The sequence below is a fragment of the Robertmurraya korlensis genome (assembly GCF_023715225.1).
Taxonomy (GTDB): Bacteria; Bacillota; Bacilli; order Bacillales; family Cytobacillaceae; genus Robertmurraya_A.
Window position 1 is genome coordinate 1 of record NZ_JAMBNS010000005.1, and the last position, 25,703, is coordinate 25,703.

Genomic DNA, 25,703 nt, shown 5'->3' on the forward strand with positions numbered 1-25,703 from the left:
AGCGTACCCATGTGTTGGAATAGATTCACATAAAATAAAAATATTGTTAGGGATCGTGTCGAAAAAAATTTTTTTGACACCCCACGAACGGGTCAAACCGTTGATAAATCAACATTTATAGAGGGAGTGTAAGTATGGAGAATAATAGGAGTTCAACTTTGGTTTATTTAGGTTATGTGTTTTTGTTGCTAATAATGGTATTTTTCGGACTGAAATTCCAAGCTAGTTTATATTTAAACAGCCAAGAGACCTATAAGATTTTTCCTTACTTCCTATTTAAAGCAATTTTTCCACTTATTATTGGAGTTTACTTAGCAGCTCCTCACTTATATAAAACCTTCACAAAGGCTGGAAAGTGGAAAGTAGACTGGGTTAAATTGATTGTGGTTGGGTTGCCATTTATATATTTATCAATTGTTCCAATCTTGTATTTTTCTGAGGTAATAGCTCTTAACTTACCCTTCTCTTCTTATGCTATGGGGGGATATTTTGGCGGAGATGCATCTACTTCATTCGGAACAATCAATGGTATTATTGCGGGTTATATTGTCCCTTCAAGCATAAAAAAATGATATTTGTTATTCTGGTCCTTGCTCTTAGAGGTATTGAGACTTCTTTGTGTTGAAAACCATTATTGGACAATAGATGCAGTTTAGTTCAATAAAGTCTGCAAAGGGTGTTGGGGCAAATTCTATTACCTTTCTTTTTCATGTTCATACAATTGGAATGTACTTCCAAAGAGTTAAATCGTCGAATTGGTGGAAAAGCAAAAGGAATGGATGCTGAAGCAGGATTCTTGTTATAGGACAATCTAACACCAGAAGAACTTTACCATCATGCAGGAAAGATTATTGATGTATATGCGCAATTGGGGAAGAAACGACAACCATTCTCTAAATTTATTAAACGAATAGATACGAATTTACTAATAAGTTAATTAAATCATGGATGGTGTTGTTCATAACAAAGGAATGGTTCTCCTGAAAGTACAATAATTCAGAAAAAGGACAAATAATCCTACATATATATGGGAGGGAAGATGTAAGAAGGAGGGGGAAAGATGGCAAATCCAATTGTTACGAGGTCCTTGGACGAAATTCAATTTTGGTCGAGAATTATGAAGGAGCATGCTTTATTCCTAAGCTTGGGATTTACCCATGAACAGCAACAGTTGATTGCAGAAGCTCAACAGTTCATCACTCTTTTCGAACGAATTGAGGAAAAGTTGGCAAGGTTTACTGTTAATACGGATATACGCCAAATTCAAGCTTTTAACTCAGAGGTTTATCAAGCAGCTGTTGCGATTTGGAGTTACAAAAGAAAGGTATTAGGGTTAACTTTACGTTGCGAAATTCGAACAAATAACTTTCCGTTGTTAGTAGACCATGTAAGCCGAGAAGCTGCATATTTTGCAAACCGACTAAAAGAATTAAATGAAGGAAAACTGGCCCCCAAACCTGACTCAATTATCCAAGAAAACTTATTTTTTTTAAAAATTATGGCTGACCATGCGAAATTTATTGGCCATCTATTAGATCCTTCTGAAAGAAAGCTAGTGGAACAAGCGAGAGAATTTAGCCATGATTTTGATCAACTGGTTTTTCAGGCAGTGGATTTGGACTCTATGCGCCCTCAATCTGAAACCGTTCCTATTTTGGACCAATTCTTAGATCAAAACAAAGTTTCCGTCACTTCTTTAAGAGATTTTAAGAAAACAGCAAGAGATTTAATTGAGGCCTGCCGTATTAAGAGTAATATTCATCCTCTTCTGGCTGATCATACCTTTAGAGAAGCAGAAAGATTTTTAGAAATTATCGATTTATTTGAAACTCATCTTACAGGACGAAGGTAATACAAAAAGGATCGAACGAGCAAACGTTTTTTGCTCATCGATCCTTTTTTGAATGGTTTTTTATTTTGCAGAAAGCTCACTTTCTGTTACCCATTGATGATTGGTTACTTTGTCTCCACCTTTCGTGGAAGTGTAATCCACCATGTATACCGTTGTTTGTACTGCTGAATCAATTACAGCTGTTGCACCTTCCATGCCTTCCATATGATCAGCGTCTACGGTAACCTCATCTCCAGGTTGATAAGGTTGGTCATGAGCATCTTTAATTTCTTCGTGAATAATCCACTCGTGGTTCGTCACTTTTTCTCCGCCAGTGGTAGGGGTATAAGTAATCGTATAGACGGTTGTATCATAAGCACCAACAATGGTTGCTTCAGCTCCGTCCATCCCTTCCATATGATCAGCATGTATAATCGCTTGACTACCCACAGCAAAATTTGGATTTTCAGCATCTTGCAGGCCTTCAGGAATTTCGCCTGATCCAGAATGATCCATTCCTTCATGACCTCCATGACCTTCACTGCTAGTATCCTGTTCATTCTCCTGATTAGTGGAACATGCGGTTAAAAAAATCGCAATAATCAAGGTTAATAGAAGTAAAGTAGTACGTTTAATACTCACTATTGCAACCTCCTTATGTTATTTACAGTCATACTACTATACAAATTTGCAGAAATTATGGAGAATGACTAGCGATATTTGGGGGAATCTTTAAGAGTTGCATTTTTTTCTATACGAAAGTATGCTTCTTTTGTCCGAGGAAGATGTAAATTTATTTACTGATTAGAGTATCATTTTTTATTGCAGGAGCACCTTTCCTCATGGTGCTCTTTTTAAAATTGGGTTCTTTGGTTCCCTTACGCCGATTGTCTTGCCTCATAATGATTTTTAATAAACTTCGCCATCCCATAAGCAACCATTGAAATCGTAAAATCCAAAAAGAATAGATGAACAATGGTAAGGCCCTTAGTGATGGAGACGAGACCTGTGAAAATCTCAATTGGTGCAAGAACAAATGCGAATAAAGCGCTAAGTCCTGTCGTCCATAGTATGAAAGGTTTTTCTTGGTTTGTGCAATATTGATAAAGAAGCATAAAAGAAACTGGTAAAATGGATGCTGTGGTTCCAAATGCTTGTGGCAAGAAGGGCATTAGGAAATAATAATGGTCTATATATCCCTGTCTAATAAGTGCTAGATCTGTATATGTCCATATCATATGTACGGTATAACCAAAGAAAAGAATTTCAAAGATTCTATTTCGGTCAAGCTTAATTAGAAGTACAATCAGGGGAACAAGTAAGCAAAGAAGTAAGAACCAGAACTGCCAGTTTCCCCAGTCAGAATGCTCATGCCAATAAGAATGCATAAGAGAGGTCACTCTCTTACTCGACTCGTTTATTTCCTTCCAATATTGCTTAACTGGCACACTAACACCTCTATCCAAGCCGAAAAGTAACCAATATCCGAGTTTATTGGAAGCCTTTCCTTCATTAACAATTTTTTTCATCTATCGCATGTTATTAAATTAGCCAAGCAGCAACTTTTTATGCAAGATACAGTTAAAGCAGTGGGAAATTTATTTGCAAAAAAATCTATTGTGAAACAAATTGTTATTTCAGACATAGAAGAGTAGTTCCGGGAGTTAAAAGTTAAAGATAGAAAAAAGCTAGGAATTGTTCCTAGCTTTCAGTCTCTAAAATATATTATTTATTTTCCTTCGCAAGTGATTTTCGGTCACTTGCTGTTGGAGGCTGCTCTAACCATCCATTTTTTATCATTATATTTGCTCCATCGTCAGCAAAGTGTAAAAGTTCTAACATTAATCGTAAATATTTAGAACCTAGGTCTCTTCTTGCATTGACACTCAAAGCAGAACCATAATATGAAAGGCTCAGTTGTGCAGACAGTTGAATTTGGTACATCATATATTTATCTGTAAAGGTGTTAGATGTAGAGTTCGTAATCATTGATTGCCAGGATATGGGTGAATTTAAATGATCTTCATTAAATACTGATTCAAATATTTTTATATGTTTATTGGCAATGTCAAGTCCCCTCTTGAAATGTTGTCGAACCTCTTTTGATTGAGCTACTTGGATGAATCCGACTTTCAAAGCAGCATGTAAATGCATCTTCAACATGTTAAAAGAAATATCTCCAATTTCGATAGCATTCAGTGGCCGTCGATCTCCAAACCATCCAGACAAAAAACTTTGGTCCTTTACAAAATCAATTGATTGAGGTGGAGTAATAATAGGAGGTCGAGTAAAAAGACCTTTTGAAAGCATTAAGTCAATGGATTGTTCAAAAAGCTTCATCGTTTCGGACATACAGGTTATGTAATAGTTCCGTAAGTCCGAACGAATGGAATTACCAACAGATAAAGCATACCCAGTCATACCTTGCAAAGTCATAATATAAATATAATTTAGGTAAAATGGGTCTTGAAAAAGACGTGGTGCGTGAATGTTTACGTCATTTTCTGTAAAACCACGTGGAATTGGGTGATTTTCTTTTAGCAGAAATGCTGTAATTTCTTCGACATGCTTTTTGGATATTTCGAGGGAAGTTTGGTAAATCAATTTGACTTCGTAATCTTCTATATGTTCAAGTGCATAACGAAAGAAACAAACGGACATGGTATCAAAAATGTATTGAGTCCAAAGACTTGCAATCTCCGGAGCAGTTAATCGAATGGGGCTATTTGTCTCCAAGGTTCATCCTCCGAATTACGATATTATTTAGTCTATTTATTATTTTCTCAGAGAATAAATAGTATGTAACAATTTATTAAATCCTACATTCACCTGATTTTGTGGGGGTATCCAAACAAATAGCGAGAAAGGAGATTGCTTAATAAAAAAGAGAGATTTATAGTATACATAATAGATAATAAAGTATTAGTTAGATAGTAGGAGGGTATATGAAGCGATTTCTTTCTATCAGTTCCATTCTTATCATGCTCTTGTTAGCGGGGTGTACAGGAAAAGAATTAGATCAATCTCTCCAAAAAGAAGATAAGATTGAACTTGAATTTTTTTCACCGAAACCTGAAACAGAAGTGATCTTTAATGAACTCATACAAGAGTTTGAAAAACTGCATCCTAATGTTACGATTAGGCAGGTCATTGTCCCTGAACCGATGACCGTGCTAAAGGCAAGGATTGCTAGAGGTGATATTCCAGATCTATTTATTACGTATCCGATTGAACAAGATTATAAAGTAAGAGCTGAAAAAGGATATCTACTTGATTTATCTAATGAACCCTTCATTAATAATATCCAACCCACTATCCAAAATCGTTATCTAATAAACGGAAAGATGTACGGTGTTGCCTTAACGCAAAATGCAGTAGGTGTTCTTTATAATAAGAATGATTTCGAAGAATTAAATTTATCGGTTCCTAATAGTTGGAATTCGTTTGTGCAAGTTTTGGAAGAGTTACAGTCTAATGGAAAAACGGCTTTACTCATGCCTAACAAGGATGCTAACCAGGCGAGTATTTTTAATCTAAACCTAGTAGCCAATGAATTCGAAACAGGTTATTGGGAAAAGAATGAGTTTTCAATTAAATCTGATCCGAGGTGGAAAGAAATATCAGAAAAAACCCTTACTGTGCTTTCATATGTGCAGCCCCATTCTTTTGAAGACAGCTATTATGAGGTAAATAAAAAGTTTGCAAACGGTGAAGGATCTATGTACATTATGGGGACTTGGGCGTTAAAGACGATCGAAAAGTCAAATCCTTATTTAAATTATGGTATTTTTCCGTTTCCAGCATCGAATCAAAAGGATCATCATGTGTTGGGAGGAGTGGATATTGGATTTGCCATTTCAGCTGATACGCAACATCCTAAAATAGCGAAATCGTTTTTAGCGTTTTTAATAAAAAAAGAAAACGCTCAAAGGATATCCGATTTTGATGGTTCGATCAGTGCGGTTATAGGAGTCACAAACACCCATCAAGAAAGTCATCTAATAAGAGAAAAAATTGCAAATGGGCAAATAGTAAATTGGCCCAATCATTACTGGGCAGGTGGAACAGCTGCAGAATCCGATTTTCGAAAATATACAGCACAGTTTTACTATGATCAAAATATGGATGTTTATCTTAAGAATCTTGAAGAGATGTTTAACCGTTATTCGAATGCTAAATAAAAGAATTAGGTGCCGATATGTTAAAATTTCAGCATAAGTTAATTATAGCTTTTATCTGTTTTGTATTAATTCCTATTATTATACTAGGGATTGTTTCATACAAAATTTCATCTACCACCTTACAAAAAAATATTAGTGAACAAATGATTCAAACTTTAAAGGCGGTTGATCGAAATTTATTAGCCGCTGTTACTGAAGTGAATTCCTTTTCTGATTATGTTGTTTCATCAAGTGCCATTCAGGACTACTTAAATACACAAAATACGTCCTCAATCTATGAATTTTACAGCGATCAGCAGGAAATCGCCGGAAAGATGTATGGAAATTCACAGATTGATAATCTTGTTCTTTATAGGCATGATGGGTATGTGATTACTTATACCGATGATATGGTTACGAGCTTAGATGATCTTCGCTCAAATTTGTTTTTGGATAAGCTTTTACAGGAGAAAGGTCGTCCGGTTTGGTTAACACCATATGAAAATCAAAATCTTATTTTTAGCCAGGATTATGTTCTAACTCAATCTAGAGTCGTAAAGGATATTAACACACTTGATAATTTAGGGTATTTAATCCTACATGTAAAACTAGATTTATTTGATCCTATTTTCAAAGATATTTATGGAGGTCCCAGCCATGAATTGATTGTAAATAAAGAGGGGACCGTGCTTTATTCATTAAATCGAAATTTCATTGGTAAAACTCTGGACATTGAAAGTTTTTCTGAATTTCCAACAAATAAAAGTGGTTACCTCACTGATGAATGGGACGGTGAAAAAAGTTTAATTACCTATATGCCGTCTAGTTTTGAAACCGGAGGGAACACACAGCTCATTCTAGTGTCAATAAAGCCTTTGAAATCTATTGCGAGTGATATTGTCAATATTCGAAACACCATGTTACTCGTTGTAGGGTTTACGGTGTTAACCGCCGGCTTATTTAATTTTTTGTATTTAAAAAGAATTTCTCGCTTTATTCATGAACTATTAAATGGCATGAAGCAAGTTGAAAGAGGCACGCTGAGCAAACGAATGGGAAGATTTAAATTTCAAGAATTACAAAATATTTCACAGGGCTTTAATAACATGACCGGAAGACTTCAACAATTAATGAGAGATATTGAGACAGAACAGGAACGCAAGCGTGAGGCTCAGTTTAAAGTGCTACAGCAGCAAATCAATCCTCATTTTTTATACAATACACTTGAATCCATAAATGCACTCGCCGCTTTAAACGGGCAAAGGGAAATTAGTAAAATGACGATTAACCTTGGTAAGCTGTTGCGAATTAGCATTAATGGAGGGTATGAAGTGAAAGTAAAAGATGAGATCCGTCATGTGATCAGTTATCTGGAAATTCAGAAAATAAGATTTAATAATCGATTTTCGTTTGAAGTAGATGTAGTGGAAGACCTGAATCATTATCCGGTCCTTAAATTAATTCTACAGCCGCTTGTAGAAAATATTTTAATCCATGAGTTTTCAAAAAGAGATGATGACAAAGGGCTGATTAAGATTAGGGGTACGATATCAAACGGCCAAGGCGAATTTTGGATTGAAGACAATGGTAAGGGGATTGATGAACGTGTACTGATGAAACTAAATAATTGGAGACTAGAAAATCTGCATAGTCAGGCAAATAATGGTCACGGTGTACGCAATGTTGATGAACGAATGAGACTTTTTTATGGAGAGAAATATGGTCTCATCATTTGTTCAATGAAAAATAAAGGTACGGTAATTAAAATTTCATTTCCGATTAAAGGTGATTAGATGCGATATAAAGTAGTAATTGCGGATGACGAAAAGTTAATTTTAAATAATCTTACACAAATCATCGATTGGCAGGGATTAGACTGTGAAATCATTGGGACAGCTGAAAATGGACAAGAAGTTATGGAGATCATCAAAGATCAACAAGCAGATCTTCTATTAACGGATATTTCAATGCCCGAAATGAGCGGGATTGAACTGTTAAAAACATTAAATCAGATCGAACATAAGCCACTTGTGATTTTAATAAGCGGCTATGATGATTTTGAATATGCAAAAGAAGCTATTAAAAATAACGCGTTCGACTATATTTTAAAGCCCATTGATTATGATGAATTGGAAGATTGTGTTAAAAGAGCACTTAACAAGATAAAAGCTCAAAAAATAACTGTGTATGAGCATGAGAAATATGCGATTTATGAGTTGATTACATCCGGGAAAGTGGACGCACAAATCAACAACAAGCAAGCTCTTTATTTCTCAGTAATAATAAAAAACTTTAAGGAAGATATCGAATTAATTATTACAAAAATTGAAGACTTTGTTTCTAAGTGGCATGCCGATCTATTTGTTTACAAGCTGTCAGATAGAGAAGTGATAGTAGTCGTTGAAATGCCAAAGCACTTTATCAATCAAGCAGCTCATATTACTGATGCATTTTCAAAGCAACTTTTTTCTGCAGGGGCTGACTCTTGCATCATCTCAGTTGGTAAAGTCGTTGAGCAGTTATTTGAAATAAAGCATTCCGTTGATGCTGCCAAGGAATTACTAAAATATGAAAACTATATAAGTGGCAATGTTCTGACAGAGGAGCGGTTAAAGAAAGAATATAAACCCAGCCAATCAGCTGCAGATATGATGGAAGAGGCACTCAACTATATCCGAAAAAATTTTCAAACCGATATAGGCATGGAGCAGACAGCCGAACAAGTCGGTTTAAGTGTTAGTTATTTCTGCATGCTTTTTAAACAAAAAACCGGTCTTACATTTCTCGATTATTTAACAAATGTCAGAATGGAATATGCATGCCTTTTCCTGCAAAATTCAGATCTCAAAACTTATGAAATTGCCGAAAAAGTAGGCTATACCGATCAGCGTTACTTCAGCCAAGTATTTAAAAAGAAAATGAAAAAAACACCAAGCGAATATCGTAAACTAGTAAAAAATAAGGAAGCCTCTCCCAACTAGGTGATGAGGTTTTTTTCTTTCCTTGCGCTATTCTTTTTTAATAATAAGAATTTAAACATTTTTTAGAGAAATGTCGCATTTTGAAAGCGCTTTATATATCTTATCATTAACTTATGAAAGCGCCAAGCTAACTCGTACTTCAATAATGAAAGCGCTTGAAAATATATTAAGAGAAATAGGGGGAGAAGTATGAAGAAGTTAATATTGTTTGTATCAATACTGTCATTAGTCTTTTCGTTAGTAGCTTGTAGTTCAGACAAAACTAGCGGCAGTGACAAAATTGTCGTTTGGACACAAGCCGCAGCAGATCATCCAGAAGGAAAGATGTTTGCTGACCGAGTAAAGAGCTACAATGAGGCTCATCCAGATGGACCTAAAGTTGAAATACAAAACATCACACGTGCAGGAGCTGGTTCAGGCTACATCGATAAGCTGAATGCAGCCATTACAGCAAACGACATGCCTGATATTTTTACATTAGACGGACCTGATATTGGGGCTTATGTAGATTCAGGATTACTTGGAGAACTTGATGGATACATGAGCGAAGGATTCAAAGATGGATTCACGCAAGCAATCATCGACCAAGGAACAGTGGACGGGAAATTCTACGGAATGGGTTATTCTGACTCAGGCGTAGCCATCATGTATAACGAAGACATGATCAATGCACTACCTGAAGATATAAAAGCATTAGTACCTTCACTTGATCAAAATTGGACATGGGATCAATTTATTGAGTTATCAAGAAAAGTAGACGAGTTTGCTAAAACGTCAAATGATCCAGTGTTTGCAAATTATGAAACGGCTGTAAGTCTATTGTTAACAGACATTACTGCAGGTGCGTATGAATTAGGAACATACTACTTCACACCACTTCTTTGGGGAAATGATGCAAACATCGTTGCTGAAGATGGTGTCACAGTTGATGGCGTCTTAAACAGTAAGAAAAGTGTAGAAGCATTAACAAAATATGCGCAATTATTTGCTGAGCCAGCACTTGCTAGTGCGACAGAATCTGAAAAAACATTCCATACAGGAAAATCAGCACTGTCTGTTAGCGGATTCTGGTATGTAAATGAACTAATCAATAATTATCCTGACTTAAAATTCAAGACCGTTCGTTATCCGAAAATGAGTGAAGACTTCGACGGGTTATACACACCATCTGGCTCTTGGGCATTTGTTCGTAACGGACAAGAAGAAGACGAAGAACGCGTCAAGCAAATCGTTGAAGTCATGGAATGGTTAACGAACGACGAAGCATCAAAAGAATACTTCGCTAAAAACGGATCTATTCCAACAAGAATCAATTCTGTTGATGCGATTGATACAAATACTGACAACCCATATCACAACGATGCGTGGACCGTATTAAAGTATCAAGTGGAAAACACAAACAAATCTCGTCCGGTATCACCTGGATATCCTTATCTTTCTGAAACCTTTGCAAAAGATGTTATTCTAAAAATCGCTCAAAACAAAGCGACAGATGAAGCAACAATCAAGAAATATGTAGACGATGCATCGAAGAAAATTGAATTAGAATTTGCAAAGTACAAAAAATAATCGTTTGTAAAAAGTAAGAGGTGAGGCAATGACCTCACCTCTTACTCTTTTTAAAAAGGGGTGTGAACCATGAAGAAATTGATCAAACGTATTGTAAAAGTGAGAAATACAACTGAACACCTCAGACAAAGTGAACATTACAAAACAAGAGATATCGTGTCCGCTTATGGATTTTTAACACCTGCTTTAATTTTAGCGATTCTCTTTATTGTATTACCAATAATTCTAGCGTTTACGTACGGATTTACAGATTACTATTTATTAAAACCAAACGACAAGGAATTTATTGGACTTGAGAACTTTAATCGAATGCTGACAGATGAAGTGTTGATCCAAAGTTTTAAAAACACGTTAAAGTTTGTGGTGTTTGTTGTTCCTCTGCAACTGTCAATGGCACTTGGACTTGCTCTCATTGTTAACAAAAAAATCAGAGGTGTAGGTTTCTTCCGTACTGCTTATTTTTCTCCAGCTGTTTTATCTCTTGTTGTGATCTCAATCCTATGGACGGTCATGTTAAACCCTACATCTGGTTTAATTAATGAACTCCTTACGAATGTGGGAATTTCAAAGCAGCCTTTCCTCTCCAGTGCATCTCAAGCAATGTATACGATTATTGGGATCTCTGCATGGTCAGGGTGTGGGTATCAAATGATGATCTTTTTAGCAGGACTAAAAAATATTGATGGAAGCCTTTATGAAGCAGCGGATATTGATGGAGCCAATGCGTTTCAAAAGTTTTTATTTATTACCATTCCTTCATTAAAACCCATTCTGATGTTCTTAGTGATTACCACCACGATTCAAGCGTTTAAACTCATTGTTCAACCGATGGTTATGACAGGTGGAGGTCCAGATTACTCCACGATTACCATTCTGCAATATATTTATGAGTACGGATTCCGTCACCGAAACATTGGATATGCCAGTGCGATTACGTTAGTATTCACGATTTTCTTAGTCGTGATCTCAATCATTATTAAAAAGCTATTTAGAGAGGAGAAAGTAGCATGAAAATTGTAAAGAAAACTTTGTTTTATCTCTTGGCTTCTATTGTGGCCTTACAATTTTTACTTCCTCTTATTTGGATGATTCTTTCTTCATTTAAAATTGATGAAGTGATTTACAAAGATATGGATACAATTTTTGCCTTTGTTCCAAGATTTTCTGATCTTTCGCTTGATTCCTATGTGGAGTTATTAGGTTTTTATAACATTTTTAAGAACGTTGGAAATAGTCTGATTTATGCATCCATTACAGTGGTTGTAGGATTAACTATCAATTCATTGGCAGGGTATGCTTTAGCCAGATTTAAATTTCCATTTAAAGATTGGATTTTAATTTTTATTATCGCACTTATGATTGTGCCAATTGAAGCGACCATTCTTCCATTGTTTTTAGTGGTAAATGAAATGGGATTAATCAACACGATTCCAGGATATTTGCTGCCATTTATCATCAATGTAATGAACATATTCTTATTCAGACAACATTTCTTATCCTTCCCTGGTGAATTGATTGAATCAGGGAAAATCGATGGACTAAGCGAAGTAGGATGTTTCTTCCGAATCGTCATGCCGTCAAGCTTAAATATGTATATTACAGTTGGAATTCTAACGTTCTTAGCATCATGGAATGATTTTTTATGGCCAGTTATGGCGTTATCAAATGCAGATTTGATGCCAATTCAAGTTGCGCTTAATGCGGTTTTTGCAGACACGTATAACATTTTCACAAGTCACATGATGGCAGCACTAACAATCGTAACGATTCCAATTGTTATTCTTTATATCATTTTCCAAAAATACATTGTAGAAGGTTCCATGCAAAGTGGAATTAAATAAAGGCTTTTTTCTTAAACTTTGTTGCTTTTTGGAACCTAATTTTAATAATTGTGCTAAATATCAGCAGAAAATAGCATGAATTTAATAAGAAAAGAGCCTGCAAACTCTATTCTTAAGCGCAAATAGCTATTTCCACGTTAAAATCGGCTTTTAGATTTTAACAACAAGCTTTGCGAAAACAGCCTAAATAGAAGAGGTGCCCTATGAATAGACTACAAAAAGCAAACGACTATATCAGAGAAAATAAGCATAAAACAAATACCCGCCCCCTTTTTCACTTTTCACCAGAAATCGGATGGATCAATGACCCAAATGGTTTTTCCTTTTACAAAGGAAAATACCAGCTCTTTTATCAGTATTACCCGTATGATATTGTATGGAATGACATGCATTGGGGTCATGCAACAACAAATGATTTTGTCAATTGGGAGTACCTTCCCGTTGCGATGGCCAATGACAAAGCGTACGATGCAAACGGATGTTTTTCTGGAAGTGCGATTGAAAAGGATGGGAAGCTCTATCTCATTTATACAGGTCATATTGACCCTAACTTAGGGTTTGATAAAGATGAATCACAAATTGCCGAACGGCAGTGTGTGGCAGTATCAGACGATGGTATTCTTTTCGAGAAATCCAAATTAAATCCCGTGATTGGGGAAAAAGAATTGCCAGAAGGGTATCTCATTTGTGATTTCAGAGATCCCAAAGTGTTAGAGCGTGACGGGGTATATTACTGTGTATTAGCGGTAAGAAACGCGAAACGGCGTGGTGAAATCATCATGTTCCAATCAAACGATTTATTTCAGTGGAGCTTTCATTCTTCAATATTTCAAATGTCATTTGAAGAAAATACGTTACTAGAATGTCCGGATCTCTTCCACTTAGACGGAAAAGATGTGCTAATACTCTCAGAAATGCCATGCGACCCTGAATTTGACGGAGAAGTAGAGAAAAAGACGTCTTATGTGATTGGCCACATGGATTTTGAAACCGGCGCATTCTCTCCTGAGGCAAAGGGTTTACTAGATTATGCAACATTTTACGCACCTCAAACTACCGACGGTCAAAACGGTGAGAGACTTTTAATTGGATGGATGCATCGTTGGACAAAAGCAACACCACCAAAAGAGTACGGCTATAACGGCATGATGAGTTTGCCAAGAAAGTTATCCATCAAAAACAACACATTGATTCAACAAGCTTTTATGAACCATGACGACTATTTCACCCCCGTTGCGGTTCATGAACAGGTCTCATTAAATGAGGACTTGCACATTGAAAGCGGAAGAGCAGGATATTTATCGTTATCACTATTATCTAACACTGAATCGTTTGTTGTTGAATTAAACAAGGAAGATCAAACAGCAACACGCGTGAGTGTAGATCCATCATCCAATTCTCTTGTGATTACTTCTGATTATGGAGAGAGTGAACCAATTACCATACGAGACTGTTTTGACAAGGAAGAAAACACACTAGAAATTTATTTGGATCTTCATTCAGTTGAAATCTTTGTAAATAAGGGAGAAAAAGTCGTAACATTTACGGCATATGAGAAAGAAAAAGGAACAAGTATTGTCCTTTCAGGAAAAGGTGCCCAACTAAAAGAAGTTCGTTATGAGGTGTTTAGTTCTCAATAAAGGAAATATAACAGCTCTGTTTAGAGGTTTTAAAATTGTTCAATCCTGCCTGAAATATTGTTAAAATCGAGCTTTTAAAGTTGTACCCCTTTTGATTAGTCATCTAAAGGGGTACTTTTATATTTTTTGGAACAATATACGTACTTTTGAGGAAAGTAATTGTGTTCCGTCAAAGGTCTAAATGATAAAAATTAACTAAATACTAATTGGATATTTATGTTAAAGTAGAAAAGAATTGTAAGTACATTATTAATAGTATAGTTACAGATGAGTTATAGATATGAAACTTAATATGGTTGTAATATCATTTTAAATAAATGTATTAAAACGTATTTCATGCCCTGGAGGAAATGTGATGAAAAAATACGTGATATTTGATTTTGATGGAACTCTTGTAGATTCTAAACAAGCATTTTTGTCGAGTTGGAATACACTTGCAAAGAAATTTAATTTTAAAGAATTAACAATTAAAGAATTAGAGTCAATGAAAAAACTATCAATAAGAGAAAGAAGTGCACTATTAAATTTTCCGATGTATAAAATGCCTATAGTAATACCTAAATTTTATAAGTTATATCGATCCTCCATAAATCAAGTTGAATTATTTGATGGAATTGAAGATATGTTGCACGAACTAGAGGGAAGAGGTTATAAGATTGCTATCATTTCCTCTAATTCTAAAGAGAATATTTTAACTTTTTTAAAGCGTAAAAAGTTAACGAGCATAAAAAATATTCTTTGTTCAGGTAGTATCTTTGGAAAAGATAAGCTAATAAATAGGTTTCTAAAAGATAATAACTTGGAATCAACTGAAGTAATTTATGTAGGAGATGAACAAAGAGATATCATCGCCTGTAAAAAAACAGGAGTTAAAATTATATGGGTGGGTTGGGGCTATGATTCAATTGAGGTGGTGGAAGAAATGAAACCCGACTTTCAGGTGTATTCTCCAGAAGAAATATTGAAAATAATCTAGAGATGATACTCTAAAATTCTACTTCGATTTAATCCAAATTGTGGTGGAGGACGTATTGCAATCGGATATCTAATAAGTTTGCCAATCCTGTGACAGTTTTTTTAGACAATTGCCCAATTCCCACCACTTTACATACGTTATAAAAGCCCTTTGTTTTAAGGAGGAGTACCACATGTTGTATGTAAAGATTGGGAGCTACGAAAGGTCTTTTAACGGAAAACTCGAGTCCTATTTTACCCAATTTCGAACGGAAACGATAGGAACAAATCATATGATTACTACCCCTTTTGGTCTGAAACGAATGATATATGCAGATTGGACAGCAAGTGGCCGGCTCTATCGCCCCATTGAAGAAAAGATTACGATTGAGCTTGGGCCGAATGTGGCTAATACTCATACCGATGTGAATTATAGTGGTTTGTTTATCACAGAAAGCTATAAGGAAGCTAAAAAAATCATTAAAAAGCATGTAAACGCAGGACCAAAGGACGTCCTACTCTCAAGTGGAACCGGAATGACAGATGTCGTCAATAAGCTACAAAGGATGTTGGGATTACGAGTTCCTGAGAAGGTTAAAAAGGGTCTTACGATGGAAGAAAAAGATCGTCCAGTTATTTTTATCACCCATATGGAGCATCATTCGAATCATATTTCATGGGAGGAAACCATTGCCGATGTGGTCGTATTGAAGTCCACAAAAGACGGGATGATTGATGTGGATGACTTAAAAGCGATGCTTAAGAAATATGAGAACCGTAAGCTGAAAATTGGGTCCTTTACAGCCTGCTCGAACGTTACTGGTATTCAGACGCCCTATCACAAACTAGCAGCCATCATGCATCAACATGGAGGTCTATGCTTTGTTGATTTTGCCGCATCCGCTCCTTATGTCCCAATTAATATGCATCCAGCGAATCAAGAGGAAAGACTGGATGCGATCTTCTTTTCTCCGCATAAGTTTTTAGGTGGACCAGGTTCGTCTGGTATATTAGTGTTTGATTCGGATCTTTACCAAAATACGATACCAGACCATCCAGGTGGAGGAACGGTTACTTACACAAATCCTTGGGGAGGTCGCCTTTATTTGAAAGACGTGGAAGAGAGAGAAGATGGGGGAACCCCTGGATTTTTACAGACCATTCGCGCGGCACTAGCTATTAGACTGAAAGAAAAGATGGGAACGCAACAAATCTTAGCTCGAGAAAAGGAACAGCTAGATATCCTGTTACCTGCGTTAGATAAAGTAAGTCATCTACATGTATTTGAATCTCAGCAAGTGGATCGACTAGGTATCATTTCTTTTTATGTCGAAGGGGTTCACTATAATCTTTTTACCAAACTATTAAACGATCGGTTTGGTATTCAAGTTCGTGGCGGATGTTCTTGTGCGGGAACGTATGGCCATTATTTATTGAATATTGATAAGGAGACTTCCAAGCAAATGGGAGATACGATTGCCAATGGTGATCTGTCTTCTAAACCAGGTTGGGTAAGACTTTCCGTACATCCAATTATGACAAATGAGGAAATGTATGCCATCATTTATGCAATCGAGCAAACCGTAGCGAATATAGAGGATTGGGCAAAGGATTATATGTATGATTCGAAGAAAAATACTTTTTATCATAGGAAAGTAAAGAATGGATATGGTATGAAAGGGTTGAACTTTTAAACCACTCTTACATTAGAGCAGAGGATGAACCTCTGCTCTTTCTATTTAATCTTGCATGGATCCTGCCTCTCGGGAAGTCATTGCCCCTTTTCCTTGGCTTACATCTTTTTGGATTTCTTTTTTAACCTTTTGAGCATCCGTTCCAGCGAATTCGGGTTTCATGATAGATTTGTTTTGTTGATTCTGTTGCATCAAACTTCCTCCTTTATTTGGTTAGTCTCTTTTAGTGTTTACAAGGAGATAGAGAATAAATATATTTTTTAACATCTATATTGGTTAGTGTTAATAAATCGACTCAAAAATTAGCGAAAATTGTCGAAATATAAATTAGATAGAAAAATAATAAGAGAGATAAATAAAAACAACTGGGGATTTAAAGCGAGGTGAATACAATGGGTTCTCCATATTTAGGTTTAACACCTTTTCCGTTATTTGAGGTTTATCAATCTCTATTTGAAAACAATCCTGAGACAAGTTATGTTATTGACACTAAAGGGAATTTTATCCTTGTAAATAAACATGCTGCAAAATTATCAGGGTATACCGAAACTGAACTGTATCAAAAACAGTTTGCTGATATTTTAATTGAAGAAGATATAGCCGAAACAAATAAAATTTTTCAAGGAATCTTGAAGGGGCGTATTAAGGAATGTCAATTTGAGGTTACATTAGTGAAAAAAAATAGAGATACGGTCGCATTACATGTTACATCTGCACCTATTATAGTAGCCAACAAGATTTGGGGTGTTATAGGAGTAGCACAAGACATCACAGAAAATAAGAGAATTCTTGAGGTGGAAAAGAATTTAAGGGAGCAGCTGCAAAACATTTTTGAACGAATGGATGTCTGTTTTTGGTCAATTGATGTTAAAAACAATAATATGCTACAAATTTCACCTGCTTGTTATGATATATATGGCTATAGTATAGAGGAATTCACTAAAGATCCGGGAATATGGAAAACTATGATACATCCTGAGGATCGAGCCCTTATAAGAAAAATAGAAAAGGATAGCCTGACAAATACAAATATTGTTGAATATGAGTATCGAATTATTACAAAGGATAAAAAAATTAAATGGGTAGCAAGTAAAGTGTTCCCCGTATATGACAGCTTAGGCAATCTAGTCCGTTATGATGGCATTGTTAGTGATATCTCCCAACATAAAATCGCCGAACAACAATTAGAATATATGGCCTACCATGATAATCTTACGGGTCTACCTAATAGAAGAATGTTTCATAAATGTTTTATAGCTTGCTTGAAAAAAGCAAAGAAAGAAAGGAAAAAGTTATATCTTTTGTATCTAGATCTGGATCGTTTTAAGTGGATAAATGATACATTGGGGCATGGCGAAGGTGATAAACTTCTAAAAACAATTGCAAAACGTATCAAAGCATGCATAAGTGATGATGATATTGTTTCGCGTCATGGGGGCGATGAGTTTGCGATTTTACTTGTTAATGATGACAGTATTAATAATGCTCAAGCAATCGCTCAAGAAATACAAACAAAAATAGTTGCACCTCTTATATTAAAAGGGAATGAATACCATGTATCGACAAGCATAGGTATTTCTGTTTACCCAGACCACGCTAAATATCCCAATGAATTAATGAAGAAAGCGGATCAGGCCATGTATGCAGCTAAAGAGAATGGCAGAAGTGGTATTCAATTTTTTCATGATAGAATGAATCAAGTCCTAGAAAGAAAAGTCTTAATTGAGCAATCCCTTCGAAGAGCAATTAAAAAACAAGAACTAAGTTTAAAATATCAACCAATTATAGATGTACGTTTGGGAAGATCTATAGGTTTTGAGGCACTACTTCGTTGGGAAAGTGAAATATTAGGAAAAGTTTCACCTACTGAATTTATATCTATAGCAGAAGAGTCAGGTTTTATTATTGACATTGGAAAATGGGTTCTTAAAACGGCATGCATTCAACTTAAGGAACTTCAAGCAAAGGGTTATACATCCCACTATATTTCTGTTAATGTATCAGCAAAACAATTTGAGCATGAGCATTTTATCCCTTACCTTAAAGAGATATTAGAAGAAACCCGTATTGAACCTCGTTATTTAAAACTTGAAATCACTGAAAGTGTAGCGATGAAAGACATAGAAACATCGTTAGAAAAATTAAATGATATTAATAAGTTAGGCATTAGTTTTTTTCTGGATGACTTTGGAACAGGATATTCATCACTTAGCTACCTAACTAGAACCAATATCCAAGTATTAAAAATAGATCAGTCTTTTATTAAAGATATAGGAAGAAAGAAGGAGAAAGAAGCCGTTATAAAGGCTATTATCGCGTTAACTAAAACTTTGGGGATAAAAGTTATTGCGGAAGGCGTTGAAGAAGAAAGACAACTGTGTTTTCTAAAAGAACTTGGATGTTATCAAATTCAAGGATATCTATTTAGCAAACCATTAGATTTCAACGAAATTTTAAGGATAAATGGTTCTTTTTAAAATAAACTATTTCAACCTATGGGGATCATTGCTTGAGATGGTTTTTTTTAGTGGATTATTTCATTCACCTAGAATATATATTTTATGAACAACTAAAACGAATTTAAGGTGGATTCGAAATGGATAAAAGAGTTCAATTCGACTTTGAAATCGAGTTTACAAATGGCGGTGGAATACAAGGCCAGGAATTTCGTCTAGATATTAAAGGAGATAACATTTCTGACGAAGAGTTAGCTAAGTATATCGTCGAGGATATGAGGTTGCTGATGGTTGGTCAAGTAAAGATACTTAACAAAAAAATAATTAACGAAAAACATAAACGAAATCCATCTGATGAGGAATCCGTGCAATAACTTTAAGGAAAACATATTTTGGATTTTGTGAGGAGAGGAGGAGTTTATTATGGCAACAGTTTATTCTTCAATACTTCCAAAACATAAAGAATTTATAAGGAAACAGAGGATTTTCTTTGTTGGATCAGCTCCATTATCAGCAGACGGACATGTTAACATTTCCCCAAAAGGTCATGATGTACTAAGAATAATTTCTCCGAATGAGGTCGCCTATTTAGATTTAACTGGTAGTGGAAACGAAACAAGTGCCCATTTAATAGATAACGGTAGAATAACAATAATGTTCGTAGCTTTTGAAGGTGCCCCGATGATTTTACGTCTTTATGGAAGAGGAAGGGTAATATTACCAGACTCACCAGAATGGAATGACATGGCTAAGCACTTTGACATCCTTCCTGGTTCTCGGCAAATCATTCAAGCAAAGATTGAAACGGTAAAAACGTCATGTGGTTTTAGTGTACCATTTTATTCATACAATGGAGAAAGGAATACACTTCAACAGTGGGCTGCCAATAAAAGCGAGCAAGAATTAGACGAATATCGAAAAGAGAAAAATTCTATAAGTATGGACGGAATAGTTACACCCATTGGGGATAAGTTTATCTAATATTATAGTTTAATCTGGAACTGGTCTATTTAGATCAGTTTTTTTCCTTTAAAATAGAGAAAAAATGAGAAAATTGATAAGAGGATACCCAAAAAGTTATCAGTCTTCTAATCGAAATATGGAACTTTTTACATAGTAGTTCGTAAAATTCAATATAGCAAAATTTTAGGAGGGGAAGGTATGTTCAAAGTAAAACCTCAATGCTCACAATGTAGTAAGGATATAAAAGGAAATGAAGTGGTTTATGTAAAAATGCGGTATCCAGAGAGAAAAGGGATGACCGAGATAACGGCATTTTTAAATTATGAAGGACAATTAATTTGTGAAGATTGCTACAATAAGAAACCTTAATCAATCAACTACAGAATATTATAACTGGTAAGAGGTGAGAAAATGAGCATCTTCCTTTTTTCAATCGTACTTATCGTCATTGGCATTGGTCTAATTTATTTTTTTGGGAAACTCCCAAAATTACTTACCATATTTGTCATTGTGTTCTTAATTATGAGCTTTCTATATTGGGGAAAAGTTCTACTAAATTCATTAAGTTAACAATACGGTTTCTACTTGAACAAAAGTCAATGGTGGTGGTCATTCTGAATTTAACGAAATTAAATGTCCGTCAATCTATTTTTGTTTTGTTATTAATACTAATCTTTCTCCCTATCTTGGGATACATCACAGTTACCTTTACGGGGAGAAGCTTTTACATTCCCATGTTAGCTGTAATAATATCCTTGGTAGGTTCGATAATGGCAAAAAAATACATAATATGAATCTAATTTATCTCTTATTATTAAGGAGAAATTATGAAAATCATAATTGGTTTTTTCCTATTATTATTTGGTGGCTTACTAATAGGTACAACAGTTGATCACTCAATCATCATGAATTGCATCCTAAAAGGGGTCGGAGCACTATGTCTGGTGGGCTTTAGCAAAATGATCGCAAAAAATAACAAATTCTATTAATCCCACAATTTTTTCCCTTTTCTTTCTGGAAAGGGCTTGTTTGAGTTGGTAAAAAAATCAAAGTACAGTCCAAGGGGATATTTAGTATTTAAATAAATTAATACCTTGCATTATAGAGTAATGTGTTATATAAATATCTTAGGGGAGGTGGACAAAATTGGAAATAAATAAAGAAGTGCTAAAAGGGCATATTGATACGTTGATCTTGTCCCTTTTAGATAAGAGAGATATGTACGGCTACGAATTAGCAAAATGTGTTCGTGAGAAGAGTGAAGATCAATTTGAATTAAAAGAAGGTACACTGTACTTATCGTTAAAACGATTAGAAAAAAACGAGTGGATTTCTTCATACTGGGGTGATGAACAGGGACCAGGGGGGAGAAGAAAATACTATAAATTATTGCCTTTAGGAAAAGAAGGCTTTGAAGAAAAGCGTTCCGAATGGCGTTTTGTTAAAAAAATCATTGATTCATTTGTAGAAGGGGGAGAGTAAAATGAAACAAATCGATGTCTTTGTAAACTCGGTTTATCAACATGTTGTTGGGAACAGAAATGAAATTCAAGAATTAAAAGCAGAAATGAAAAGTCACCTTTTGGAAGCCGTACACGAATTGAAATCACAAGGAAAATCAGAACAATATGCGATTGAACTTGCCATTCAGCGTTTCGGTGGAGAACAAGAGATGCGTTCAGTTGTATCTCAATTATTTCAGGCACAAAAAACATTTGCTAAATGGGTCCTTTATCTTGCAGTAGCTGTGCTAATATTTACGGCAACTGCGGTTGGGATTATATGGTCCATTGAAGAAGAAAATGCTAATGAGAACTCTATTGTAGCCACACAAATCTTTGATATGTTACATAATACAAATCAAATTACTGAAGATATGAAACTAGAAATCAATCGATTGATTAAAGGTACTGACCAGATCTCGAAGGTTGAATTGTATAATGTAAGAAATGTTGATAACCCCAATTTGGTATTTGATTATGTAAGAGATGCGAAGCCCGATTACCGATATGAACAAAAAGTGTGGAATCCTACATGGCTTCAAGCTGATTTTTTCCCTTATGGTAACGGAGATTCGGAATGGTATGTCAATATGGAAACCAGGCATATTGGTAGTTTGATGACTATTATATTGTTTGCCGGAATGGCCATTTATTGGACTTTGTTTACCATTTGGGCAACGGTCAATGCATATCATAACAAAAGATTAACTATCGGTTGGATTCTGGTATTTGCCTTTTTCAATTGGGTTGGTTATGTAGGATATTTTTTGGTAGGTAAAAGAACGAAAGAAATTAACGTATAAGGAAGAAGTGTTGTTGTTTACTTAGTGTGAGACATATGTCAAAAGAGCGTGATTCCTCATACGAAATCACGCTCTTTTATTTAAAAATATAGGTTCTGTGGCCATGCTTTTGACACCATCATTCACCGCCACTTGAGCTTGAAGCAACTGCTGTACTAGTCACCGTAGCAACCATGACTGCTTGCTGTGCCTGAATAATCGATTCTATAATGGTATACATATTTGTACCAATTAGGCTAGAATTGTCTATCTTTTCACTCATCAGAAAATTGATGGCTAAGATTAAATTAATATCTTTGTTCCATTTGAATCGCTTATTCTGATTTAGTAGAGTATTGATTTCCTTTATTCGGTCGAGCTCTTGAACTCCGTTTTCAAGAAAAGAAAGTAACCCCAATACTGGGTAATGCATTTTTCTCAGCTTGATGTCTCCACGTCTCTTGAATTCATCCAAAAGGATGGTGCAACGCTCAGTTACTATGGTCTTATCACTTGAATGGAGAGATAGGATATGACTTAAAAATTGAAGATCATTGCCTTTTGAAAACCCATTCTGAGCTAAATTTTCGTAAAAATACTCCATCTTTTCCAACAACTCATCAACGGATCCTTCTTCTTTTGCTAATAAAACAGCTAACGGATAGTCACTAGAAGAGGTAAGGAAAAAGTGATTCGATTTCATTCCTTTGTAGAAGGTCATACTCCGTTTGATTCGCGCCTGTAAGTCACCGATTGTATCATCTGCTAAAAAAAGATAAGCACAAAGATAAGTAAATGTTTCCCGGCTAAACTTTGAGTCTATTAACTGATCATAAATCTTCAATAATTCAATAAAATTATCCATTGGATTCTCAAACCGTATATCCAGCATAGCTGCATATGTAAAGCGGTGAGGTGAATTTAAGGTAGAAAACATCCCCACATCCTTCTTAATTCCATTGCTAATCTCTTCAAATCTTTGAAGATCAAACGGCTTTTGGTTCACTACATACATAGAAGCTACCAACATTAACGTCCGTGTATCCGATACCTTCCATTTAAGGGACTTATAGAGTTGCTCATAGATGTTAGCATACTCATTAACTTTATCCTGTAAAGTGTTCCTCATTTTGCATCTCTCCTAAAAAGCTGGTAATTGTAGTACGCTACGTTTCTAAAAAGGTTTCATTTTTGGATAAGTAATTAAAAAACGCCATTAATAAAAATTCTTAATGTATACAATAAATTTTTCTATCAGTAAACGTATTGCCTCGGGGTTCTTCTCAATGGTAGGATTAACCTCAACAAATAACAAGTAATCATCGTACAGTGTTAACAGGGTAAAGTAGTGCTTTAATTCCGATTATTCAGGTGTGTATTCTTGGTTATGGAGGATGAAAAAATGCAAACAAAAAATACGGTTTCTGTAGGTCAATTCCCGGAATCCCATAAGCCATATTCCTTTGAAACAAGTACTTATCTTAATTTACCAGATTTACCGTTTTTTCATTGGTGTAATCGACAATATCGCATAAACAGAGGCGTGTATAATGCGATTGATCAATGGTTCTACGACTATGGAATCATCAATATACAGAATCGCAGAATACAGATTTTGGCCTTTTTAGAATTTGTTAAAGAAGAGTCACAAAAACAAGAGTCAATTCCATATATTCGATTTGGTCATGGGGGACTGATAAAAAAACTGAATGAATTTATTCGTGACAGTGGAAAAAGCAAGGTCATTCCCTTGAAAAATGATTTTGTTTGATAGATTTTTATAATGAATAACGAATTTATTTCAATCAGCTACCGTATTGTGGAACCACATGCTCAGTGATAGGATGATTTCAACATAGTTAAAACATTGCATTCTAATCCATTTACTCAGAAAAAAGATTGGAGGTGAAGTTGGCGAATTATAATTCCGAGTATTCCAATGTAATTAATAAAATATAGATAGGGAAAAGGGAGGAATTAAAATGTCTAAAAATAGACAATTAAAGTTGGGAACAATTATTCATGGTGTTGGTGGAAACATTGCTGCTTGGAGGCATCCAGAGGTTTTAACAAATGCGAGCGTGAATGTTGATTTTTATAAAAAGCAAGCTCAAGAGTCAGAAAAAGCAAAATTTGACTTTGTGTTTATTGCAGATGGCTTGCATATTAACGAAAAATCACTGCCGCATTTTTTAAATCGATTTGAACCACTCACCATACTTTCTGCCCTTGCAGCTGTTACTTCGAAAATAGGGTTGGCAGGAACTGTGTCTACTTCGTATAGTGAACCGTTCACCATCGCCAGACAATTCTCGTCGTTGGACCATATTAGTAATGGTCGCGCCGGCTGGAATGTGGTTACCTCCCCATTGGAGAAAACCGCCTTAAACTATAGCAAAAAGATAGAAGAACATCCGGATCATGCCAAAAGATACCGAATTGCTTCTGAGTATTTAAAGGTAGCTAAAGGATTGTGGGACTCATGGGAAGATGATGCATTTATTCGTGATAAGGAAACGGGGGTTTTCTTTGATCCTGAAAAATTACACACATTAAACCATAGAGGAGAATTTTTCTCCGTCCAAGGACCACTTAATATTGAGCGATCCAAGCAAGGGCGACCGATTATTTTCCAAGCGGGTTCATCTGATGCTGGAAAAGATTTAGCAGCGAGAGAAGCAGATGCTGTATTTACGGGTCATCCAAATCTTGGGGAAGCTCAGAATTTCTATAGAGATGTTAAAGATCGAGCGGCTGCCTTTGGTAGAAATCCAAATGAAATTCTCATTCTTCCTGGGATTGAGCCAATCGTTGGAAAGACAGAAGAAGAAGCGGAACAGAAGTACCAAGAGATTGCTAATTTAGTAAGTATTGAACAGGCACTAAATTATTTGGGTCGCTTTTTTGAACATCATGACTTTTCACAATACCCGCTCGATGAACCATTTCCAGAACTTGGAGACTTAGGATCGAACAGCTTCAAAAGTGGTACAGATCGTATTAAAAAAGAAGCGAGAGAACAAAATCTTACCTTGAGACAAGTGGCGCTTAGATCGGCAACCCCACGTACACCATTTATTGGTACACCGGAGAAGGTAGCGGATTTGATTCAAGCATGGTTTGAAGGAGGAGCAGCGGATGGATTTATTCTACATGCAAATCTTCCAAGTAATCTAACAGACTTTATTGAGAATGTTGTTCCAATTCTTCAAGAACGTGGCCTTTTTAGAACAGAGTATGAAGCTGAAACATTAAGAGGTAATCTTGGACTTCCATACCCAGAAAATCGATATGTGAAAAAAACGGTCATTCAATAATGGGGGCGATTCA

The 25,703-nt window shown here is 35.5% G+C and carries 25 protein-coding genes; 20 read left to right on the top strand and 5 right to left on the bottom strand.

The features are described from left to right. Window positions 1–134: 134 nt before the first annotated feature. Window positions 135–572 carry a hypothetical protein gene (locus M3175_RS10420; RefSeq protein ID WP_251518661.1) on the top strand — a complete coding sequence of 146 codons (438 nt, stop codon included), beginning with the start codon at window positions 135–137 and terminating at the stop codon, window positions 570–572. Between the two features lie 488 nt (window positions 573–1,060). After that, window positions 1,061–1,852 (top strand): DUF2935 domain-containing protein, encoded by a 792-nt coding sequence (locus M3175_RS10425; protein WP_251518663.1) that lies wholly within the window; start codon window positions 1,061–1,063, stop codon window positions 1,850–1,852. Between the two features lie 60 nt (window positions 1,853–1,912). On the opposite strand, the gene M3175_RS10430 is transcribed toward M3175_RS10425, so the two are convergent. The 3 genes from M3175_RS10430 to M3175_RS10440 all read right to left on the bottom strand — a co-directional run bounded on the left by M3175_RS10430 (window position 1,913) and on the right by M3175_RS10440 (window position 4,567). Beyond that, window positions 1,913–2,425, bottom strand: coding sequence for a YdhK family protein (locus M3175_RS10430; protein WP_371321685.1), 513 nt, complete (start codon window positions 2,423–2,425; stop codon window positions 1,913–1,915). A 284-nt stretch (window positions 2,426–2,709) separates the two neighbouring features. Next, a complete protein-coding gene (locus M3175_RS10435) occupies window positions 2,710–3,360 on the bottom strand; it encodes a hypothetical protein (protein ID WP_251518665.1) in 651 nt (216 codons plus the stop codon). A gap of 196 nt (window positions 3,361–3,556) precedes the next feature. Further along, window positions 3,557–4,567, bottom strand: coding sequence for a DUF3231 family protein (locus tag M3175_RS10440; RefSeq protein WP_251518667.1), 1,011 nt, complete (start codon window positions 4,565–4,567; stop codon window positions 3,557–3,559). A 209-nt stretch (window positions 4,568–4,776) separates the two neighbouring features. Here M3175_RS10440 and M3175_RS10445 point away from each other — a divergent pair, with 209 nt between their 5' ends. From M3175_RS10445 to M3175_RS10485, 9 genes are all read left to right on the top strand, one after another. Beyond that, window positions 4,777–6,012, top strand: coding sequence for an ABC transporter substrate-binding protein (locus M3175_RS10445; protein WP_251518669.1), 1,236 nt, complete (start codon window positions 4,777–4,779; stop codon window positions 6,010–6,012). A 17-nt stretch (window positions 6,013–6,029) separates the two neighbouring features. Next, on the top strand, window positions 6,030–7,784 hold the full coding sequence (locus M3175_RS10450; protein WP_251518671.1) for a sensor histidine kinase: 1,755 nt from the start codon (window positions 6,030–6,032) through the stop codon (window positions 7,782–7,784). Beyond that, window positions 7,785–8,972, top strand: coding sequence for a response regulator transcription factor (locus M3175_RS10455; protein WP_251518673.1), 1,188 nt, complete (start codon window positions 7,785–7,787; stop codon window positions 8,970–8,972). A 189-nt stretch (window positions 8,973–9,161) separates the two neighbouring features. After that, complete coding sequence (locus M3175_RS10460; protein ID WP_251518675.1) at window positions 9,162–10,541, top strand: ABC transporter substrate-binding protein; 1,380 nt, start codon at window positions 9,162–9,164, stop codon at window positions 10,539–10,541. A 69-nt stretch (window positions 10,542–10,610) separates the two neighbouring features. Continuing rightward, complete coding sequence (locus M3175_RS10465) at window positions 10,611–11,552, top strand: carbohydrate ABC transporter permease (RefSeq protein ID WP_251518677.1); 942 nt, start codon at window positions 10,611–10,613, stop codon at window positions 11,550–11,552. Further along, window positions 11,549–12,382, top strand: a complete 834-nt coding sequence (locus M3175_RS10470; RefSeq protein ID WP_251518679.1) for a carbohydrate ABC transporter permease — start codon at window positions 11,549–11,551, stop codon at window positions 12,380–12,382. Before M3175_RS10465 ends, M3175_RS10470 begins: the two co-directional genes overlap by 4 nt. A gap of 203 nt (window positions 12,383–12,585) precedes the next feature. After that, window positions 12,586–14,022, top strand: coding sequence for a glycoside hydrolase family 32 protein (locus tag M3175_RS10475; protein WP_251518681.1), 1,437 nt, complete (start codon window positions 12,586–12,588; stop codon window positions 14,020–14,022). 355 nt (window positions 14,023–14,377) lie between these two features. After that, window positions 14,378–14,998, top strand: coding sequence for an HAD-IA family hydrolase (locus tag M3175_RS10480; protein ID WP_251518683.1), 621 nt, complete (start codon window positions 14,378–14,380; stop codon window positions 14,996–14,998). Between the two features lie 172 nt (window positions 14,999–15,170). Next, the gene (locus M3175_RS10485; RefSeq protein ID WP_251518685.1) at window positions 15,171–16,670 is read left to right on the top strand and encodes an aminotransferase class V-fold PLP-dependent enzyme; all 1,500 of its coding nucleotides are present in this window, start codon (window positions 15,171–15,173) and stop codon (window positions 16,668–16,670) included. A gap of 45 nt (window positions 16,671–16,715) precedes the next feature. Here M3175_RS10485 and M3175_RS10490 read toward each other — a convergent pair whose 3' ends face one another. Then, on the bottom strand, window positions 16,716–16,862 hold the full coding sequence (locus M3175_RS10490) for a hypothetical protein (RefSeq protein WP_251518687.1): 147 nt from the start codon (window positions 16,860–16,862) through the stop codon (window positions 16,716–16,718). A 200-nt stretch (window positions 16,863–17,062) separates the two neighbouring features. Between M3175_RS10490 and M3175_RS10495 the strand changes: the two genes are divergently transcribed. The 7 genes from M3175_RS10495 to M3175_RS10525 all read left to right on the top strand — a co-directional run bounded on the left by M3175_RS10495 (window position 17,063) and on the right by M3175_RS10525 (window position 22,394). Further along, on the top strand, window positions 17,063–19,147 hold the full coding sequence (locus tag M3175_RS10495) for a sensor domain-containing protein (protein WP_251518689.1): 2,085 nt from the start codon (window positions 17,063–17,065) through the stop codon (window positions 19,145–19,147). A gap of 119 nt (window positions 19,148–19,266) precedes the next feature. Continuing rightward, window positions 19,267–19,500, top strand: a complete 234-nt coding sequence (locus M3175_RS10500) for a cyclase (RefSeq protein WP_251518691.1) — start codon at window positions 19,267–19,269, stop codon at window positions 19,498–19,500. Window positions 19,501–19,549: 49 nt separating this feature from the next. Continuing rightward, window positions 19,550–20,107, top strand: coding sequence for a pyridoxamine 5'-phosphate oxidase family protein (locus M3175_RS10505; RefSeq protein ID WP_251518693.1), 558 nt, complete (start codon window positions 19,550–19,552; stop codon window positions 20,105–20,107). A 180-nt stretch (window positions 20,108–20,287) separates the two neighbouring features. Beyond that, window positions 20,288–20,458, top strand: coding sequence for a Fe3+ hydroxamate ABC transporter substrate-binding protein (locus tag M3175_RS10510; protein ID WP_251518695.1), 171 nt, complete (start codon window positions 20,288–20,290; stop codon window positions 20,456–20,458). 458 nt (window positions 20,459–20,916) lie between these two features. After that, a complete protein-coding gene (locus tag M3175_RS10515; RefSeq protein ID WP_251518696.1) occupies window positions 20,917–21,078 on the top strand; it encodes a hypothetical protein in 162 nt (53 codons plus the stop codon). Window positions 21,079–21,235: 157 nt separating this feature from the next. Beyond that, entirely contained in the window at window positions 21,236–21,571 is a 336-nt protein-coding gene (locus tag M3175_RS10520; protein ID WP_251518698.1) for a PadR family transcriptional regulator, read from the top strand. A gap of 1 nt (window position 21,572) precedes the next feature. Next, window positions 21,573–22,394 carry a permease prefix domain 1-containing protein gene (locus M3175_RS10525; protein ID WP_251518700.1) on the top strand — a complete coding sequence of 274 codons (822 nt, stop codon included), beginning with the start codon at window positions 21,573–21,575 and terminating at the stop codon, window positions 22,392–22,394. Window positions 22,395–22,512: 118 nt separating this feature from the next. Here the strand turns inward: M3175_RS10525 and M3175_RS10530 are convergent, their stop codons facing one another. Beyond that, window positions 22,513–23,502: a DUF4003 family protein gene (locus tag M3175_RS10530; RefSeq protein WP_251518702.1), complete on the bottom strand. Its 990-nt coding sequence runs from the start codon at window positions 23,500–23,502 to the stop codon at window positions 22,513–22,515. A 273-nt stretch (window positions 23,503–23,775) separates the two neighbouring features. On the opposite strand from M3175_RS10530, the gene M3175_RS10535 reads away from it, so the two are divergent. Both M3175_RS10535 and M3175_RS10540 read left to right on the top strand, forming a co-directional pair. After that, a complete protein-coding gene (locus M3175_RS10535; protein WP_251518704.1) occupies window positions 23,776–24,144 on the top strand; it encodes a hypothetical protein in 369 nt (122 codons plus the stop codon). Between the two features lie 211 nt (window positions 24,145–24,355). After that, on the top strand, window positions 24,356–25,690 hold the full coding sequence (locus M3175_RS10540; RefSeq protein WP_251518706.1) for an LLM class flavin-dependent oxidoreductase: 1,335 nt from the start codon (window positions 24,356–24,358) through the stop codon (window positions 25,688–25,690). Window positions 25,691–25,703: the final 13 nt, after the last annotated feature.

What these genes read in the sequence shown, in the direction of transcription:
- M3175_RS10525 (WP_251518700.1), top strand. Translation starts at nt 21,573, where the DNA reads ATGAAACAAATCGATGTCTTTGTAAACTCGGTTTATCAACATGTTGTT.
- M3175_RS10510 (WP_251518695.1), top strand. Translation starts at nt 20,288, where the DNA reads ATGTTCAAAGTAAAACCTCAATGCTCACAATGTAGTAAGGATATAAAA.
- M3175_RS10505 (WP_251518693.1), top strand. Translation starts at nt 19,550, where the DNA reads ATGGCAACAGTTTATTCTTCAATACTTCCAAAACATAAAGAATTTATA.
- M3175_RS10445 (WP_251518669.1), top strand. Translation starts at nt 4,777, where the DNA reads ATGAAGCGATTTCTTTCTATCAGTTCCATTCTTATCATGCTCTTGTTA.
- M3175_RS10530 (WP_251518702.1), bottom strand. Translation starts at nt 23,502, where the DNA reads ATGAGGAACACTTTACAGGATAAAGTTAATGAGTATGCTAACATCTAT.
- M3175_RS10480 (WP_251518683.1), top strand. Translation starts at nt 14,378, where the DNA reads ATGAAAAAATACGTGATATTTGATTTTGATGGAACTCTTGTAGATTCT.
- M3175_RS10460 (WP_251518675.1), top strand. Translation starts at nt 9,162, where the DNA reads ATGAAGAAGTTAATATTGTTTGTATCAATACTGTCATTAGTCTTTTCG.
- M3175_RS10470 (WP_251518679.1), top strand. Translation starts at nt 11,549, where the DNA reads ATGAAAATTGTAAAGAAAACTTTGTTTTATCTCTTGGCTTCTATTGTG.
- M3175_RS10450 (WP_251518671.1), top strand. Translation starts at nt 6,030, where the DNA reads ATGTTAAAATTTCAGCATAAGTTAATTATAGCTTTTATCTGTTTTGTA.
- M3175_RS10490 (WP_251518687.1), bottom strand. Translation starts at nt 16,862, where the DNA reads ATGCAACAGAATCAACAAAACAAATCTATCATGAAACCCGAATTCGCT.
- M3175_RS10425 (WP_251518663.1), top strand. Translation starts at nt 1,061, where the DNA reads ATGGCAAATCCAATTGTTACGAGGTCCTTGGACGAAATTCAATTTTGG.
- M3175_RS10485 (WP_251518685.1), top strand. Translation starts at nt 15,171, where the DNA reads ATGTTGTATGTAAAGATTGGGAGCTACGAAAGGTCTTTTAACGGAAAA.
- M3175_RS10495 (WP_251518689.1), top strand. Translation starts at nt 17,063, where the DNA reads ATGGGTTCTCCATATTTAGGTTTAACACCTTTTCCGTTATTTGAGGTT.
- M3175_RS10420 (WP_251518661.1), top strand. Translation starts at nt 135, where the DNA reads ATGGAGAATAATAGGAGTTCAACTTTGGTTTATTTAGGTTATGTGTTT.
- M3175_RS10435 (WP_251518665.1), bottom strand. Translation starts at nt 3,360, where the DNA reads ATGAAAAAAATTGTTAATGAAGGAAAGGCTTCCAATAAACTCGGATAT.
- M3175_RS10475 (WP_251518681.1), top strand. Translation starts at nt 12,586, where the DNA reads ATGAATAGACTACAAAAAGCAAACGACTATATCAGAGAAAATAAGCAT.
- M3175_RS10465 (WP_251518677.1), top strand. Translation starts at nt 10,611, where the DNA reads ATGAAGAAATTGATCAAACGTATTGTAAAAGTGAGAAATACAACTGAA.
- M3175_RS10540 (WP_251518706.1), top strand. Translation starts at nt 24,356, where the DNA reads ATGTCTAAAAATAGACAATTAAAGTTGGGAACAATTATTCATGGTGTT.
- M3175_RS10515 (WP_251518696.1), top strand. Translation starts at nt 20,917, where the DNA reads ATGAAAATCATAATTGGTTTTTTCCTATTATTATTTGGTGGCTTACTA.
- M3175_RS10535 (WP_251518704.1), top strand. Translation starts at nt 23,776, where the DNA reads ATGCAAACAAAAAATACGGTTTCTGTAGGTCAATTCCCGGAATCCCAT.
- M3175_RS10500 (WP_251518691.1), top strand. Translation starts at nt 19,267, where the DNA reads ATGGATAAAAGAGTTCAATTCGACTTTGAAATCGAGTTTACAAATGGC.
- M3175_RS10455 (WP_251518673.1), top strand. Translation starts at nt 7,785, where the DNA reads ATGCGATATAAAGTAGTAATTGCGGATGACGAAAAGTTAATTTTAAAT.